The organism is Pedobacter sp. MC2016-24 (genome assembly GCF_015223055.1).
Lineage (GTDB): Bacteria > Bacteroidota > Bacteroidia > Sphingobacteriales > Sphingobacteriaceae > Pedobacter.
This window is the reverse complement of sequence record NZ_JADFBX010000017.1, coordinates 19,021-34,736: the sequence shown is the minus strand read 5'-3', so window position 1 is coordinate 34,736 and position 15,716 is coordinate 19,021. Positions and strand designations below refer to the sequence as shown.

The 15,716-nt window shown below is 36.2% G+C and carries 17 protein-coding genes; 13 read left to right on the top strand and 4 right to left on the bottom strand.

Features of this window, described 5'->3' with window-relative positions:
* Positions 1–43 precede the first annotated feature (43 nt).
* From IM797_RS24535 to IM797_RS24525, 3 genes are all read left to right on the top strand, one after another.
* A complete protein-coding gene (locus IM797_RS24535; protein ID WP_194129859.1) occupies positions 44–295 on the top strand; it encodes a hypothetical protein in 252 nt (83 codons plus the stop codon).
* 319 nt (positions 296–614) lie between these two features.
* Positions 615–1,187 carry a hypothetical protein gene (locus IM797_RS24530; protein ID WP_194129858.1) on the top strand — a complete coding sequence of 191 codons (573 nt, stop codon included), beginning with the start codon at positions 615–617 and terminating at the stop codon, positions 1,185–1,187.
* 312 nt (positions 1,188–1,499) lie between these two features.
* Positions 1,500–1,685 carry a hypothetical protein gene (locus IM797_RS24525; protein WP_194129857.1) on the top strand — a complete coding sequence of 62 codons (186 nt, stop codon included), beginning with the start codon at positions 1,500–1,502 and terminating at the stop codon, positions 1,683–1,685.
* A 53-nt stretch (positions 1,686–1,738) separates the two neighbouring features.
* Here IM797_RS24525 and IM797_RS24520 read toward each other — a convergent pair whose 3' ends face one another.
* Positions 1,739–2,905, bottom strand: a complete 1,167-nt coding sequence (locus IM797_RS24520) for a glycosyltransferase family 2 protein (RefSeq protein WP_194129856.1) — start codon at positions 2,903–2,905, stop codon at positions 1,739–1,741.
* The gene (locus IM797_RS24515) at positions 2,902–3,825 is read right to left on the bottom strand and encodes a glycosyltransferase family 2 protein (RefSeq protein WP_194129855.1); all 924 of its coding nucleotides are present in this window, start codon (positions 3,823–3,825) and stop codon (positions 2,902–2,904) included. The genes IM797_RS24520 and IM797_RS24515 overlap by 4 nt, the downstream gene beginning before the upstream one ends.
* A 173-nt stretch (positions 3,826–3,998) precedes the next feature.
* Here IM797_RS24515 and IM797_RS24510 point away from each other — a divergent pair, with 173 nt between their 5' ends.
* The 7 genes from IM797_RS24510 to IM797_RS24480 all read left to right on the top strand — a co-directional run bounded on the left by IM797_RS24510 (position 3,999) and on the right by IM797_RS24480 (position 10,370).
* Complete coding sequence (locus IM797_RS24510) at positions 3,999–4,373, top strand: FdtA/QdtA family cupin domain-containing protein (protein WP_194129854.1); 375 nt, start codon at positions 3,999–4,001, stop codon at positions 4,371–4,373.
* On the top strand, positions 4,357–5,445 hold the full coding sequence (locus tag IM797_RS24505) for a DegT/DnrJ/EryC1/StrS aminotransferase family protein (RefSeq protein WP_228099104.1): 1,089 nt from the start codon (positions 4,357–4,359) through the stop codon (positions 5,443–5,445). The genes IM797_RS24510 and IM797_RS24505 overlap by 17 nt, the downstream gene beginning before the upstream one ends.
* 94 nt (positions 5,446–5,539) lie before the next feature.
* Positions 5,540–6,082, top strand: coding sequence for a hypothetical protein (locus IM797_RS24500; protein ID WP_194129852.1), 543 nt, complete (start codon positions 5,540–5,542; stop codon positions 6,080–6,082).
* Entirely contained in the window at positions 6,075–7,205 is a 1,131-nt protein-coding gene (locus IM797_RS24495) for a response regulator (RefSeq protein WP_194129851.1), read from the top strand. Before IM797_RS24500 ends, IM797_RS24495 begins: the two co-directional genes overlap by 8 nt.
* Positions 7,202–7,537, top strand: a complete 336-nt coding sequence (locus IM797_RS24490) for an STAS domain-containing protein (RefSeq protein ID WP_194129850.1) — start codon at positions 7,202–7,204, stop codon at positions 7,535–7,537. Before IM797_RS24495 ends, IM797_RS24490 begins: the two co-directional genes overlap by 4 nt.
* Positions 7,538–8,065, top strand: coding sequence for a hypothetical protein (locus IM797_RS24485; protein WP_194129849.1), 528 nt, complete (start codon positions 7,538–7,540; stop codon positions 8,063–8,065).
* Between the two features lie 205 nt (positions 8,066–8,270).
* On the top strand, positions 8,271–10,370 hold the full coding sequence (locus IM797_RS24480) for an LruC domain-containing protein (RefSeq protein ID WP_194129848.1): 2,100 nt from the start codon (positions 8,271–8,273) through the stop codon (positions 10,368–10,370).
* Positions 10,371–10,583: 213 nt separating this feature from the next.
* Here IM797_RS24480 and IM797_RS24475 read toward each other — a convergent pair whose 3' ends face one another.
* Positions 10,584–11,528, bottom strand: a complete 945-nt coding sequence (locus IM797_RS24475) for a hypothetical protein (protein WP_194129847.1) — start codon at positions 11,526–11,528, stop codon at positions 10,584–10,586.
* Positions 11,529–11,532: 4 nt separating this feature from the next.
* Positions 11,533–12,960, bottom strand: a complete 1,428-nt coding sequence (locus IM797_RS24470) for an MBOAT family protein (RefSeq protein ID WP_194129846.1) — start codon at positions 12,958–12,960, stop codon at positions 11,533–11,535.
* A gap of 147 nt (positions 12,961–13,107) precedes the next feature.
* Here IM797_RS24470 and IM797_RS24465 point away from each other — a divergent pair, with 147 nt between their 5' ends.
* From IM797_RS24465 to IM797_RS24455, 3 genes are all read left to right on the top strand, one after another.
* Positions 13,108–13,893 (top strand): glycosyltransferase, encoded by a 786-nt coding sequence (locus IM797_RS24465; protein WP_194129845.1) that lies wholly within the window; start codon positions 13,108–13,110, stop codon positions 13,891–13,893.
* 85 nt (positions 13,894–13,978) lie between these two features.
* Positions 13,979–14,746, top strand: coding sequence for a glycosyltransferase (locus IM797_RS24460; protein WP_194129844.1), 768 nt, complete (start codon positions 13,979–13,981; stop codon positions 14,744–14,746).
* A 36-nt stretch (positions 14,747–14,782) separates the two neighbouring features.
* Positions 14,783–15,673 (top strand): glycosyltransferase family A protein, encoded by an 891-nt coding sequence (locus IM797_RS24455; RefSeq protein WP_194129843.1) that lies wholly within the window; start codon positions 14,783–14,785, stop codon positions 15,671–15,673.
* Positions 15,674–15,716 lie beyond the last annotated feature (43 nt).

The window sequence follows — 15,716 nt, the reverse complement described above, 5'->3', positions numbered from 1 at the left end:
GCCGCCTTTAATTTCTGAAGGCGGCTTTTTAATACAAATCATTATGAGAGTAATAGCAGAACTACCACATCCCGATTGCAAGATCACTTTATTCAATATGAACCAGAAATACATCATCAAATTTGAACAGGGGACATTAGAGCAGAGCTACAAATTATCAGAGCTTGACCTAACTGGCGGAGGCGTAAATGAGATCTTTCAAATCATCGACGAAGCTTTTATAGCTACAGTTGTGGATAGGTTTAAAGGCATGAGAGCTGATTTTTCTGAGGCTTATAAAAGGCAACAATACTAGCTATACAAGAACACTATAAAAGACTAGTATACAATTACTTAAAACTGAACACAGAATTTTATTCTGTGTTTTTAATGTAAAAAGGCACCAACTAAATGAACTATATTAAGTTAATGTCTACCTATATGCACATAAAACAACTAATAATAAGCGTGATATATATCAAGACAAAACAAAATTCGGCTGGGATATATTGCCAAACAAATGAGAAGTTAGCAGTAAAAACCCGGAATACCTCTTGAGTAGCATAGGGAGACAACATTGGTAATGCGGATATAATTTTGAATATTTGTAAAACACAACAGGCAATATTATTCCTATGAAATTCAAAGTATCTACACCCCTGATCCTTGTTACACTTGCCCTACTTGTTTTATGTTCTTGCAGCAAGTTTTCAGAGTCGATACAGAGAGACGTAATCATTAATCCTGGTTTACTTGCCTTTCCTATTCCGTCCATATCAACAACGAGAGAAGGCGTTAAATTCACAGAACTATTGGCAACTATAAATGTGGATTCAATTATAAATTATGATGCACAAGGATTCAATAGTGCCGACCTCAAAAAAATCAAGATTGCCTCGCTCACACTTTTAATCCCTGATACATCAGATAAGGTTAGTGACTTCTCATTTATTGAAAAAATATCACTTAAGATTAGCAGCAGTACAGACACCACACAAGCCGCTGTACTAGGCTCGATTATCGACAACCCTGAAAGCAAAGTTAAAGTACTCAATTTTAAAATTGATACAGACGGAGACCTGAGTAAATTGCTTGTACAGAAGAACCTGAGATACACCTTAACCGGAAAGGTGAGAAACATCCCAACAAAAACAATTCCCATCGCAGGTTTAATTTTTGTTTACAGAGCTACGCTCAGTAAGGATTAAACTGTTCAGGAGAATAATACACAAACCAAGCATCCGCTTAGCCAGCTTTCAAAGTGGCCAATCAATACTCCTGAAAAAACAATGTTTATTCGTTTAAATTTAGTATATTTGCACAAAACGGGATATCATTTTACTATTTCTCTATAATTTACTTGCCAATCAAGTCCTTTGATTGGGTTTCAATTTCTCCTGGTTGCTGCCCCGTTGCCGCCCGAGAATTAAATTATTTTAAGCCCCTGCCACTGTAAATCAAGCAGCTGAGGCAACAGGTATACTGGAGAAGAGTTATTTTTTAACTAAAACACTGAATTTATGGCTAAATCTCAAGCTACCTTCATGAAGAAGCAATTGGAAAAAAACAGACAAAAGAAAAAAGAAGATAAAGAACAACGTAAAGCAGAGCGTCAGCAGAATTCATCTGGCGGTGACCTGGAAAGCATGATGGCTTGGGTTAATGAATTTGGCGAAATTGTTTCTACTCCACCGGAAAAGAAATAATCCTCAACCCATCAGTCAGCAAACTTCAGCTCCATAAGCTGGGGTTTGCCCAACTACTTCCGTTTAGACTTCTCCCAGGCGGCGCTTTGGTTCTTCCGAGCATAGCGAATCATTCCCGCAACCACAGCATAATTCATCAGGCAAAAATAGTAAGGTATAAAAAAGGGTTTGATGCGGATATTTCGCTGTTCAAAAACCAAACCGGCTAAACTTAAGCCATAGAATAAGATCTGGGCAGCCAACATCAGCTGGTAAAATAAAATATCATATTTTGCCACAATCAGGATGTTAAGTACAAATACGACTACCATCAAAAAAGGCGTTACTGTCCACCTCAATACCCTATGGCTCAGGTATTGAAAAGTAAGCAAAGGATAATTGAACGGATTGGCCGCTTTTTTCAACCTCAAAATAGATTGGATTCCACCTGCAGCAATCCGAATTTTACGTTTCAGCTCTTCAGCCGTATTCGCTGATGCCGTTTCCATTGCATAAGCCATAGGTTCATAAGCGATGATATAACCTTGCTCGGCGATGCGCATGGCGATCATATGGTCATCGATAATGGTATCTGACTCAACAGGCTGGTACAGTGCAGTGCGAATGCTGAACAATTCTCCTGCAGCGCCTACATTTGAGTACAATTCGTAATCCCACTTTTTCAACAAAGACTCGTATTTCCAGTAAAAGCCTTCTCCAGCCGAACTCGCATCTGCTTTTTCAGGTATAAAAACTCTTTTCTCTCCCGCAACAGCCCCAACTTGTCCATTCTGGTAATGTTTAACCAGTTCTTTGATCGCTACCTCATTTAAAAACGTGTTTGCGTCAGAAAAAATCATAATCTCCCCTTTCACAAATGGTATAGCCCGCTTGATAGCGGCCATTTTTCCTGAACGGATATTTTCATTCAGGAGCGTAATTTGAGCATATTGCCCTATAATTTTAGCGGTATCGTCAGTAGAACCGTCAGTCACAAAAATATACTGGATCTTATCTTTGGGATAATCCAACGATAAACTGTTTTCAATTTTAGCCGCAATTAGATCCGCTTCGTTATAAGCTGCAATAATTAATGAAACAGTAGGCAAATCAGTGGCGGACTGGAATACTTTAGGTTGTTTGAACAGGCGTTTTATCCTGATCAATACAAAAAGAACAAAGCCATACCCAACAAAGGTATACACCACCACAAAAAGGCAAATCCATAAAGCAATAATCATGATCTATTTTGTATTTTAAAACCCAGGTTTTTACTGTTTTTGGAATGAGTCAAATTCCACCATACTCCTTTTAATACCCATTTGGCTAAATCAATTCTACCTTTAACCACATAGGTCAATACTTGCTTGGTGCTTGCTATGAAAATAAAATAGATACTAAAAGCAAGGGTGTTGACCAGATTTGAGTTGCGTCGAATGAAAAGCATCCTGTTCCTGGTCATGAAATATGTTTTGATCGGACTTTCTTTGCCGACTGAAATTGATTCTTTATGATAAACCCTGGTTTTTCCGGTAAACCAGATTTTTTTTCCTGCACGCTTAAAATGCTCACACCAGTCGAGCTCTTCATAATATAAAAAAAAGGCATCAGACATCCGGCCAATTTCTTCCAGATCTGCGCTACGACACATCATTGCTGCACCATGACAATAGCCCGTCTCCATACTCACCTCATTGTACTGCCCATGATCCTGTTGCAAGCGACCAAGGTCTTTGTTGCGTCCGGTTAAATAATTCATGGGACTAAAACCTGCGTACTGAACAAGGTCAGGCTGATCAAAATAAAGTAACATGGGCGAAATGATACCAATTTGCGGATCATCATCCAGGGCTGAAGTCAAGACTTCGCACAGGTTAGCAGTAACTTCAGTATCATTATTCAAAAAAAGTAAATAATCGCCTTTTGCTGCTTCAAGTGCCAGATTGTTTCCTCCGGCAAAGCCCAGATTTTTTTCCGATCTGATATAAATTAATTCCGGATAGACCGATTTAAATTCAGCTTCGTGAAATACCTCACTCCCATTGTCAACCAACACAACCTCTACTCCGGGCGACAAGAGATTGGACTTTACCGACTTAAGAAAATCAATAGTTACTTCAGGTTGATTAAAATTTACGGTAATTATGGAAACAGTTTTCATTATTTACGTAAAAGTAATTATTCTATCCATTTTATATTCAATTTTCATCAGCATATATAATTATTCATGTTTTGTCTAATATTTTCATTTATATTTAAAGATACAGACACCTGATTGAAAAATATCTTAGTTTTGTCCAATCAGCCCCAAATATAAAAGCTTTATTTCTTTGCATGGCCCACATTATTAATCTCAAAACCTTTAAAGATACTAGGGGTATTTTAACCGTACTTGACCGCGTAGTTGATTTCGAAATCAAACGCTTGTTTTACATTTATGCAGTTGACGATTCTGACCGCGGTGGACACAGACACCACAACACGCACCAGGCCGCAATATGTATACATGGTTCTTGCCAAATCACCAATAACGATGGCGAAAAGATTGAACTGTTTACATTAGACAGTCCGGAAAAATGTCTGATCCTGAATCCTGAAGACTGGCACGTCATGCATAATTTTTCTCCAGATGCCATTTTATTGGTATTGGCATCAACAGCATTTGACCCTAAAGATTACATCTATGAGCCTTATGGAAATCCAATATGAAAATCTAAAGACGCTCAACAAACCTTTTGAAGCACTTTTAAAACAAAAATTCAGCGACTTTTTAGATAAGGGCTGGTATATCCTTGGCGATGAAGTGGCACAATTTGAACAGGAATTTGGTCTTTATCATCATGAAAAATATGTAGTTGGCGTTGCCAATGGACTGGACGCGCTCATTTTATCATTGAGATGCTGTGCATTGGAAAAAGGTGACGAAGTTATTGTTCCATCCAATACCTATATTGCAACGATACTGGCTATCTTGCATTGTGATTTGGTCCCTGTGTTTGTGGAGCCGGATATACATACTTATAACATAGATCCTAAAAAAATTGAGCTGGCCATAACCCCGCGTACAAAAGCAATTATGGTTGTTCATTTATACGGGCAGTGTTGCGACATGGCCCCCATCCTGGATCTCGCAGCACGCTACAAACTGAAACTAATTGAAGATTGTGCCCAAGCGCATGGTGCCAGTTACAAAGGCAAACTGGCTGGTACTTTTGGTGATTTCTCGGCATTTAGTTTTTATCCCACTAAAAACCTTGGCGCCATGGGCGACGCCGGCGCTGTAATTTGCAAAAAGGAAGAAGACTATATTTTATTAAAGCAACTTAGAAATTATGGTTCTGAGAAAAAATACCACAATAGTGTTGTTGGCTATAATTCGAGGTTAGATGAATTACAGGCCGCTTTTCTGAGGATCAAACTTCCTTTTTTAAATCAGATCAACGCCCATAAGCAGGCATTGGCGAGTATTTATCAGCAGACTTTGAGTGATCAATTTATTAAACCTGTAGTTGTAAATAATTTCGAACACGTCTACCACATTTATAACATCAGGCACCCTGAGCGCGATCGTTTAAAAGCTTACCTCCAGAAACACCAGATCGGTACAGAAATTCACTATCCCGTGCCGCCTCATCATCAGAAAGCCTTGAAACAAATGAACCAAATGAGTTTTCCGATCTCATCTCTGATTCATGAAACTACTTTGAGCTTACCTTGCTCCTTTGCGCACAGTACTGATCAAATTAAACAGGTAGCCGAAATACTGAACAAATTTGATTGATAAATGCTAAGTTAATTTAATATATTGTTTGATATATAACGCAAAATATTAAACAATATATTAAATTAGCAGTGTATTAATCAACAATCCTATTTTGAGCGATAAAAATAAAGTTATTCAGGATTTAAAAAGTTTTGAAGCACTTGGTGCCAAGGATGAGGAATTGATTCTTAAACTCAATGAATTTCTGGCACTACTGGACCATAGCGACCTGAATACAGAGAACATCAAAGGTATAAAGACGAAGATCAATACTGCTATAGACCAGAAATTAAGCAGTAAGGACCTTGTGAAGGAATTGAAGGAAGTTTCGCTGTCTGAACTGAATAAATTAGAGCAGCTGGACAAACTTGAAATGCTGCTGAACACCAATTATATTGATTCCAAACAAACACGTAAATTACGTTTTGATCGCTTATTTTCTAACATTGTTAAAATAATTATAGGTTTTCTGTTTGTGACACTGGGTTTTGCCATGATCATTATGCCGGCACCACCCTATTTTGAAATGTTTACAATTTTCAATTTCAATCCAGACGATGGTGTCACCTTAATGGACTTAATTTCACTGATCATCATTGCGACCGGAATTTATATCATCATCAAACCAATAGCTAGCTTAAAGTCAAATGAATAGGAAAATTCTACTGGTAGATGATGACATTGTACAGTTAAAGCTTTTTGAAAGGCTATTGACAAGTAACGGCTACAGCTGCAAAATTGCTTTGTCTGTAGATGAAGCTGAACAATTTCTAATGACTGAAGTCCCTGATCTGATTATTTCCGACTATCAAATGCCCATTAAAAATGGATTTGATTTCAGGAAAAGGTTGTTGGAGCATGATCACTTTAAAAACATTCCATTTTTATTTTTAACCGCGGTTAACGACGAAAGTTATATCCAGCAAGGACTGGATTTGAAGGCAATCGACTACATCAGTAAAGGAACGCCATCGGCACACATCCTCTCTAAGATTGATAATCTGATGCAATCTGTCAGGGAGCACTATGAACGCTCCCTAAGTGAAATTAAAGGCATTGCAGAGAAGCTGAATTTGAGGAATACGCCTAAACGGGCACCCTTGCTGAAAAACTTCTCTATTCATTATTTTAATCAAAGTTATCAAAATCAACCTGGCGGTGATTTTATCGACTTTATCCAGATTAACGATCGACATACCTTTGTAATTCTCGGCGATGTCATGGGTAAAAAGTGGGGTGCCTGGTTTTTCTCGTTCAGTTTTTTAAGCTACATCAGGTCTGCCATCCGGCTCTGTGTTTATGATGGCAATTTCTCGCTCTCCGAAATTTTAAGTAAATTGAATAGAGTTATTCATTCCGATGAGATTTTGGGTGACATATTCTCTACTTTAAGTATCCTTTTAATTGACGATACGGAAATTAAAGTTTATTACGCCGGCGCGGGTGATTTACCCTTGTTAAAATACGAACAAGGTGGAACTGAATTAATCAGCTACCAATCGGATGGAATCCTGCTTGGATTCTCTGAGGAAAGCAGTTTTAATGAAATAGAAATTGAATTAAATGAAAACGAAGAGTTATATTTGATTTCAGATGGAATGATTGACTTTGAAGTAAATGGAGCTAAAAAATCAGATCTGAATATCCTAAAAGAAAAACTTTACAAATTAAAGAAAAGTGGAAAAACCACTTTAGACATAAAAAACAACTTATTTAACAAACATACCTCGCAGGTTGATGATTGCAGCATTATCATCTTAAACAGAGTTAAACGATGAACATAAATAAACAGAAAATTAAGGAAATACTTTTAATTACCATTGAGGATGCGGAAGCAAACTTATCTAAATCAGAACAATTCAAAGAACTGGTTTTACAGGAAATCAGTGCGGGCGAACGAAAATTAATTATTTCTTTTGCAAATGTAGAATATGTTGATAGCTCTTTTTTAGGCGCCCTTGTCGCCATATTAAAAAGTCTGCTTCCACTGAATGGTAAATTGGTGTTGGTTGAAATGAATAACGATATTGAAAATCTTTTTCAATTGACCAGGCTAGACAAAATATTTGTAGTAAAAGATACCCTAGAAACAGCTTTGACGGAATTTTAAATGAACAAATCATTTCCAATTATATTAGAACTAGAAACTCCTCAGCATCCTGATGATATTTTCAGCTTTATCAAAATGGTATTGGCGAAAATATTGGATCACAAGATGCTGGATATTGCCCACCAGCAAAAAATCAAAATGATTTTGGTGGAGTTAATTACCAATTCCATTAAACATTCAGCTGATCAGGGCTCGCAGATAAAACTGGTAATAGATCAACCTTCTTTGAGTATTCAGAAATTTGAAAAAGGTTTGCAGATCGAATTCAGCGCAAGTAGTCAGCAAATTCCTTTTGAAGAAGTAGATAAAATTTTAAAGATCAGCTTTTCTGAGGAAAACAACCACCATATCCAACCCCTCGACAGGTATAAATTCAAGTTTTTAAATCCGCACAAGGAAGGCTTTGACATTGAGCATATGCCAGAACATTTTGGATTTTATATCATAACGATCGCTTCAGACAGCTTTATTTATCAATATGATCCTGAGGCAAAGGAGAACAGATATATTGTCAATCTTAATATATAGAGAAAATTATCCCCAAAAATCCTCAATTTGGGAAACCTAATCCCCATTTTATTTTATTATTTTTCATCGTTGGAGTTACCTTATTATCAGGTTAACTTTAACGATTATTCAAAGGCTTGATTATTAACAAAAAAGAAACAAGTATAGAACAAAACAGCCATTAAGGAATAAATTTTGCTTTTAACAAAAGAAAAAAGTAGAATCAATGAGAATAAAATTACTTCCTATAGTTTTGGCTATTGCTATTATCTCTTGTAAAAAAGACAATGCAAACGATGGTAAACAAGTCACTAATATTAATGATCTAACGGTTCCAGGTAGTTTTAAATGGAATACCTCAAATGAGGTTAAATTTACTATTGGAATATCAGATTCAAAATTTCAAAACCTTATCCAGGTTATATCAATTTATTTAGGAAATCCGGATCAAGGTGGAGAAATTTTATCAAAAGGCTCTGCTACACCATTAAATGCATTTAATACGAAAATTACCATTCCAACATCTGCATCTAGCATTTACGTAGTGAAATCAGCTCCAGATGGAACTAAGATTTCCGAGAGAGTAATGCTTACATCAAATCATATTGACCTAAACTTTGGAAGTAGCGGTTTGACAAAAAGTGCTTCTGCTCATTCTTCTGATAAAAGCAAATCCGTAACTGCCGAGTTAGCAGCGACGCCGGCAGCAGAACCTGATTGCCAAGCTTCGATAACAGGTTCAGATATAAATTTTAATTCCAAACAAGTTATTTGCTATACCTCGGCAAATGACGCAACAATTAATGTCAATGCTAACCCTGGAGGTACGTTAAAAATTAATGCTCCCGGAAAAAAAATTAACATACAGACTTACAACCACACGGGATTAAATATTATTATTGGATCAAACACAACGGTGATTTTTTCAAATTTAGAACTTAAATCTAATGAGGAAATTATCAATAATGGCACATTAAACATAACTGGTAAGATAGATGTAAACGGAACTTTAACCAATAATGGAACAAGTAACATCAACTTTCTTCAGATCAACGGTTCGGGTACTGTAAACAACTACTGTAAACTGTTATTGACAGATGCACAATTAGACAAAGTTTTGAATAACTATAGCTATGTACAAGTTTCGAATAATGTAGTCTTGAATAGCTCTGGTAGAATCAATATGATAGGTAATGGTCTAAGTGGTGCTATGTTCCAAACAAATGATATGAATGCCGCACGTGGCGGAATAAACGGTTCTGGAGCAACATCTTTATTTAAAGTAACGGGTAAAATTGATCAAAATGCGATATTGGATGCAAAGCAATCTTCTAACCGTCAAGTATTCTCTGGTAACATTGAGTTATGTACAGATCAGGATATTCCGGCTGGATTCTTTATCGCCCCGGCAAAAAAAGGCTGTGAAGCTTACATTGCTGCTGATGGTTGTATTTCTACAGGAAATGGAACACCTCCGGTGGTGATTAAAGATACAGATGGAGATGGTGTAAATGACACTGAAGACGACTACCCTACTGATCCAGCTCTTGCTTTCAAAAACTATTCAGTGAACTATATCAAAGGTGGTTCCACCGCTGCTTTTGAAGACAACTGGCCATCTAAAGGCGACTATGATTTAAATGATATTGTTATCGGATATCGTTACCTGGTTTCCACCAACGCAAAAAATATCGTTGCACAAGTTGATGCAGAATATAGTTTGATTGCATCTGGTGCCGATTTCAAAAACGGAGCTGCAGTTCAATTCCCTCTTGCTGCAGCTAAAGCGAAAATAATAACCGCCAGTGCGGGCATGTCTTTTGAATCTCAACAAGACAGTGCAGTTCTGATCCTATTCAATAATAGTAAAGATTTACAATTGACAGGAAATACCGATCCAGCAAAAGCGACGTCACCTGTAGTTAAATTAAGCGTGAGTTTTTCAGTAGTTGATGGTCCAAACATCAACGATTTCGGCGTAGGAACATACAATCCGTTTATTTGGAATGAATCCAATGGTTACGGTCGCGGATATGAAACACATCTGTACGGAAAAACACCAACAAATCTTGTAAACGCCAGCTTATTTGGAACAGTTGATGACCGTTCTAAACCTTCGTCTGGACTTTACTATCGTACTGAAAGTCTCTTACCATGGGCTTTAGAACTCCCGATAGCAAATTTCGCATACCCTATTGAGGGGGCATCGATTTTAAATGCATATACAAGCTTTGATAAGTGGGCCCAATCAGGTGGTGCTGTTAATAAAAGCTGGTATAATGATTCAACAAATACAAATTCTTCATTGGTTTACGCAATAAAGTAGATTTTTTTCACTCTTTAAAAATGCTCCCAAAAGTTAGTCACTTTCTGGGGGCATTTTTATTATCGAGCCCTTTAATTCTTTTTAGCGTATTGTTTTCTCGATCAATTAACGAAGTTTGAATGATAAAGAAATATTAAAGAATCTGGTGCAGAATAATATTTGCTGATATAAGAAACAATTGATTACGTAACAACAATAAACCAACAATGTAATCTATTTCAATAAAGGAATTAAATCGTTGGTAAACTCTTCAGCGCCTTGTTTATTTAGATGAAAAACATCAGCAAACTTTTCATACCTATAATTGTAGCGAGGGTCATTGGAGAAATTAATAAATTTCACATTCTTAAATCTACCGGCGATTTCAATCAGTTTTTCAACTCGATAGTTTAAATTTTCATTCAAAATCTTAGGTGAGATAATCACGTATGTTTTAATGCCGGAGCTAGCCGTTTTAGCTAAAAATTGCTCATAATATGCCAAAGATTTTTCATCTATATCTCTGCTGTTGTCATTTTTAGCCTCTTCACCCGATGCCATACGACGCTTATGATCTTCCAACATGGCATCAGTCATTTCACCAATTAAAGGTGCATAACCATGGTCGTCTGCCGGGATTCGATTTGCAAACAGGTAATTGTAACCCAAGATAAACAAGCTCGAATTATATGGATATGTTCTTGAAAGCATCTTAATTTTCTCCCATTTGCTACTTTGATTAATGTACTTCACTAATTCAGGATGCTCCCTGCAATATGGAAGCAAAATAGATAGTTTCTCATATTTACTCTCTCCAGGGGCTAACTCCCAGGAGTTGACGTCCAGTAAAATCATTTTTGGCTTGTACCTGTTAAAAATAACATCCTGAATTGCCGTATAATAAGGGATCATTTGCGCATCTCTTCCTACGTTATAGCATGACATATTAAAAGCTTTGCTAAGTATCGCTGGAGAATAATGTCTGACCGCCCTTGAACTCCCAAAGACCAAAATATCTTCGTGGGTACGATCAACCGAATAAGTAGTTTGTGCAAATTGTCCTTTTTCTTGGTTGAAGTAAATGTGCTCAAGTAAAAAACCCAAAGCCTGGTCTGCAGCAATGAATAATAGCATGAACAGTACTATACGCTTTAAAAATATGATGATATCTGGTTTCATCTGATTAAAATTGGAAATAAATAAACTGCCCACCACTAAACACGCCAAACAGCATGATGATAAATAAAGCTATAATTACTGCGCTCCACCTTACCCATGCTAGTTTATGACTGAAGAAATTAAACTTATCTGTTATATATTCCATTTTATATTCCACGATAAACAACAAAACTATAGCTAAGATACTATGAGCCATGTTACTAATTCCATCACCTACAAAAGGTTTCTCGCCAAACGATTTTAAGTTACGTATGAGCGACCAGGCATCGCCAAGGGTTGCCGCTCTAAAGAATATCCAGGCGAAAGTGACAAGTAATATTGTTAAAACTATATTTAGCACGTTTAATATGTGCGAATTAATTTTTATCTTTTCTACCAGTTTCTCCCGATATGGTTTAAGAATCATTCCCGAAAGAGAATAAAATCCGTGGAGAAGCCCCCAAATGATAAAAGTATAGTTCGCACCATGCCATATCCCACTAACAATAAAAACAATCATTAAATTGAGGTACACCCGCTGACGGGCAACACGGTTACCACCTAGGGGTATATAAAGGTAATCCCTAAACCATGTTGAAAGCGATATATGCCATCTACCCCAGAATTCACTAATAGACTTAGAAAAGTATGGTCTTCTAAAATTGATCATCAGATCATAGCCCATAACTCTTGCACAACCAATCGCTATATCCGAATACCCGGAAAAATCACAATAAATCTGAATAGCAAAAAACAAAGAAGCAATCACCACTGTAGAGCCATTATGTAGATCAGGATGGCCATAAACAGCATTTACGTAAATAGATAAACGATCTGCAACGACCAACTTCTTAAAGAATCCCCAAAGCATGAGCTGTAAGCCAGAAACTACGCGGGCGTATTCAAATTCATGTTTTTCATGCATCTGATGTAATATATTTTGAGGCCGCTCAATTGGCCCGGCAACCAACTGCGGATAAAACATAACGTAAAGGCTATAAATTCCAAAATGCTTTTCGGCCTTCTGATTTCCGCGATAAACCTCTATCGTATAACTCATTGCCTGAAAGGTATGGAACGACAACCCAATAGGTAGTAAAATACTGAGATAAGGAATCGGATTTTTATAGCCGAAGTCACCGATTATATAACTTAAACTCTCATTAAGAAAATTATAGTATTTAAAAACGACAAGAACGCCAACGTTGGCAACCAAACTGCAAATTAATAAAAGTTTTCGCCGTCGCCCCTCCGACTTCTCAATATAAATCCCAGCAAAATAATCGATGACGATTGTAAAGCCTAAAATCAAGATATATATGGGCACAAATGCCATGTAAAAATAGCAACTAGCCCCTAAGAGTAATATCCATCTGTATCTATGCGGAAAAAGGAAATAAGCTATAGTCACCACTATAAAGAAAAAAGCGAAATCCAGGGAGTTAAACAGCATACTTTGAATATTTGAGCCAAATATAAAACATAATGATTATCAATTAAGAAATTCTTAACACATGAAATATTAAATTCTTCCATTAGCAATGATATTTTTAAATGGATTTGAGAATATCCACACTTTTGAATACCTTTAACCGACGTCATGGCATTAACTAATTTTTCAGAAATATCGTTACTGATCACAGTTTATAACAGAAGTTCTTCGTTAGAAAGGCTCCTTAAATCTTTCGCTGATCTGGGTATAAAATTTGGTGAAATTGTTGTTTCGGATGATGGAAGTTCGGCATTCCATCTAAGCAAAATGGATAGCTTTATTAGTTCGTATGGGATAATGTTAATCAAAACGGAGCACAATCGAGGACTTGGGAATAACCTGAATAAAGGTCAGGCCGCAGTGACCAAACCCTTTACACTATATGTTCAGGAAGATTTTATCCCAAAAAAAGCAGCTTCCATCAACATAGATAAAGCACTTAAAATATTAAAGTCAGATCAATCCATAGATACGATTAGATTCTACTCCTATTTTCCTTATCCTTATACCAATCAATACAACTCGGATTTTAAACAAATGATATTCAAATCTTCTATAAGTTATTGGAATCATTTAAAATTCTATATGTATAGTGATCACCCCCACTTAAGACGAAGTAACTTCAATGAGAAATTCGGCAAATATCCAGAGGGGATTCCACCTGATAAAACTGAATTTGAGATGTGTTTGTCGTATATCAAAAAGAAAGGGAAAGGTTTGATCATTAACGACTACAATGAAACATTTGACCAGAAAAACAATTCCGACGAACCAAGTACAATAGGCCGTAAATCCTGGAAGGAGAAAGACAATGTGCTCATCAAATTTATGAGAAGTGGATTTCTGGTTTACAGATTCTTAAAAAATTCGGTACAACTGCGACTTAAAGACTAAAACGAGTAAAATGTTTTAAAAATCTTAAGTTAAAATAATATATTTAAACCCGTGAACGAATACATATTTTTTCAATTATATAAAAATGCCTGACTCTACCTATTTCAAAGATGTTACTCTTCTCATTACACACTATAATAGAAGCCTGTCATTAAAGAGATTGTTAGATTCATTTAAAGCGTTAAATTGTAATTTTGAACATATTATCGTCTCTGACGATTGTAGCAAACCTGAACATCTGGAAAAGTTAAGGGATTGGCAAAGCGAGTATCATTTTGAATTAATTAGTACAAAAAAAAATAAAGGACTAGCCAATAATTTGAATAAAGGCCAGGATGCAGTAAAAACCTCATATACATTGTATGTTCAGGAAGATTTTGTTCCTAAAATACTGTTTCCTGAAAAACTATCCCAAGCTGTATGCTTTATGAATGAAAAATCCGAATTGGATATTGTTCGTTTTTATGCGTATTTCAAATATCCCTACCTAAAGCCATTTAGAGACGGTTTTTCTGAAATGATATTTAGTATTTTTAAAACAGGATATAAAAAATTTTATTTCTATAGCGATCATCCGCATTTACGACGAAGTACTTTTCTTCAAAAATTTGGACGCTACACAGAAGGAATCAACAGTGATCAGGCAGAATATAAAATGATGATGACCTTTTTAAAAAGAAAGGGAACAGGATTATTTTACGTTCGCTTTACTGAATTATTTGATCAGCTAAATTCCGATGAAGAGCCAAGTACGGTTCACCGGAACAATTTAAGAGAAAGCAATAATTTCTTTATAAAAACGGCAAGACACCTTTACAGACACTTAAAATTTAACTTTGACTTTATCCGTTAGGGTACAGTTAGCAAAATAAGATTAAAGATTTTTTCTATGCCAATTCTCAGCTTACCCAAATGGATATGCCTCCATCTATATGAAAATAAGAATTTCAGCGATCTTTCTGATTATGAAATTAATGATTTAAAAAATCGTTTAAGTAAATTTAAATCTGAGGATCCAGAAGTGTCCATTATGATTCCTGCCTGGAATGAAGGTAATAATATTTACAGAACCTTATCTTCATTAGCAAATAGCAAAACAAAATTGAAGACTGAATTGGTTGTAATTAATAACAATTCCACTGATCATACTCAAAAGGTATTAGATACGCTTGGTGTTAAGAATTACCTTCAGCCAATGCAGGGTACACCCTATGCCAGAGCTTTAGGTCTTGAGATGGCCAGGGGAAAATATCATTTGTGTGCCGATTCAGACACATTTTACCCACCTGACTGGATCGATTTGATGATTGCCCCTATGAAAAAAAGTAAGGAAATTGTGGGTGTTTATGGCCGCTATTCATTTATCCCTCCTGAAGGCGAAAGTTTGCTTTTCTTAAAGTTTTATGAAAAAATTACCGGAATTTTAATCCGTCTTCGAAAATATAAACGTGAGTATATTAATGTACTCGGTTTTAACATGGGCTTCATCACTGAAATCGGTCGTGCCACGGGTGGTTTTGAAGTTAAAGAAGTAAGGAAATTTGACAATGCTATTGGCTCTGAATATTTTGTGGAAGAGGCGGAAGACGGTCGCATGGCTTTGAATTTAAAGAAAAAAGGCAAACTGAAACTGGTAACTGCTCCTCTAGCCAGGGTTTATACCTCTTCCAGAAGACTAACCGCTGAAGGAGGTATTTTAAAGTCCTTCACGTATCGCTTAAAATTGCATTCCAAACGAATAATGGAATACGTTGCAGGAGAAAATTCAGATAAATTTTAACAGGAATATCACCACAATATATCAAGAGAATGTTTAAACGTTT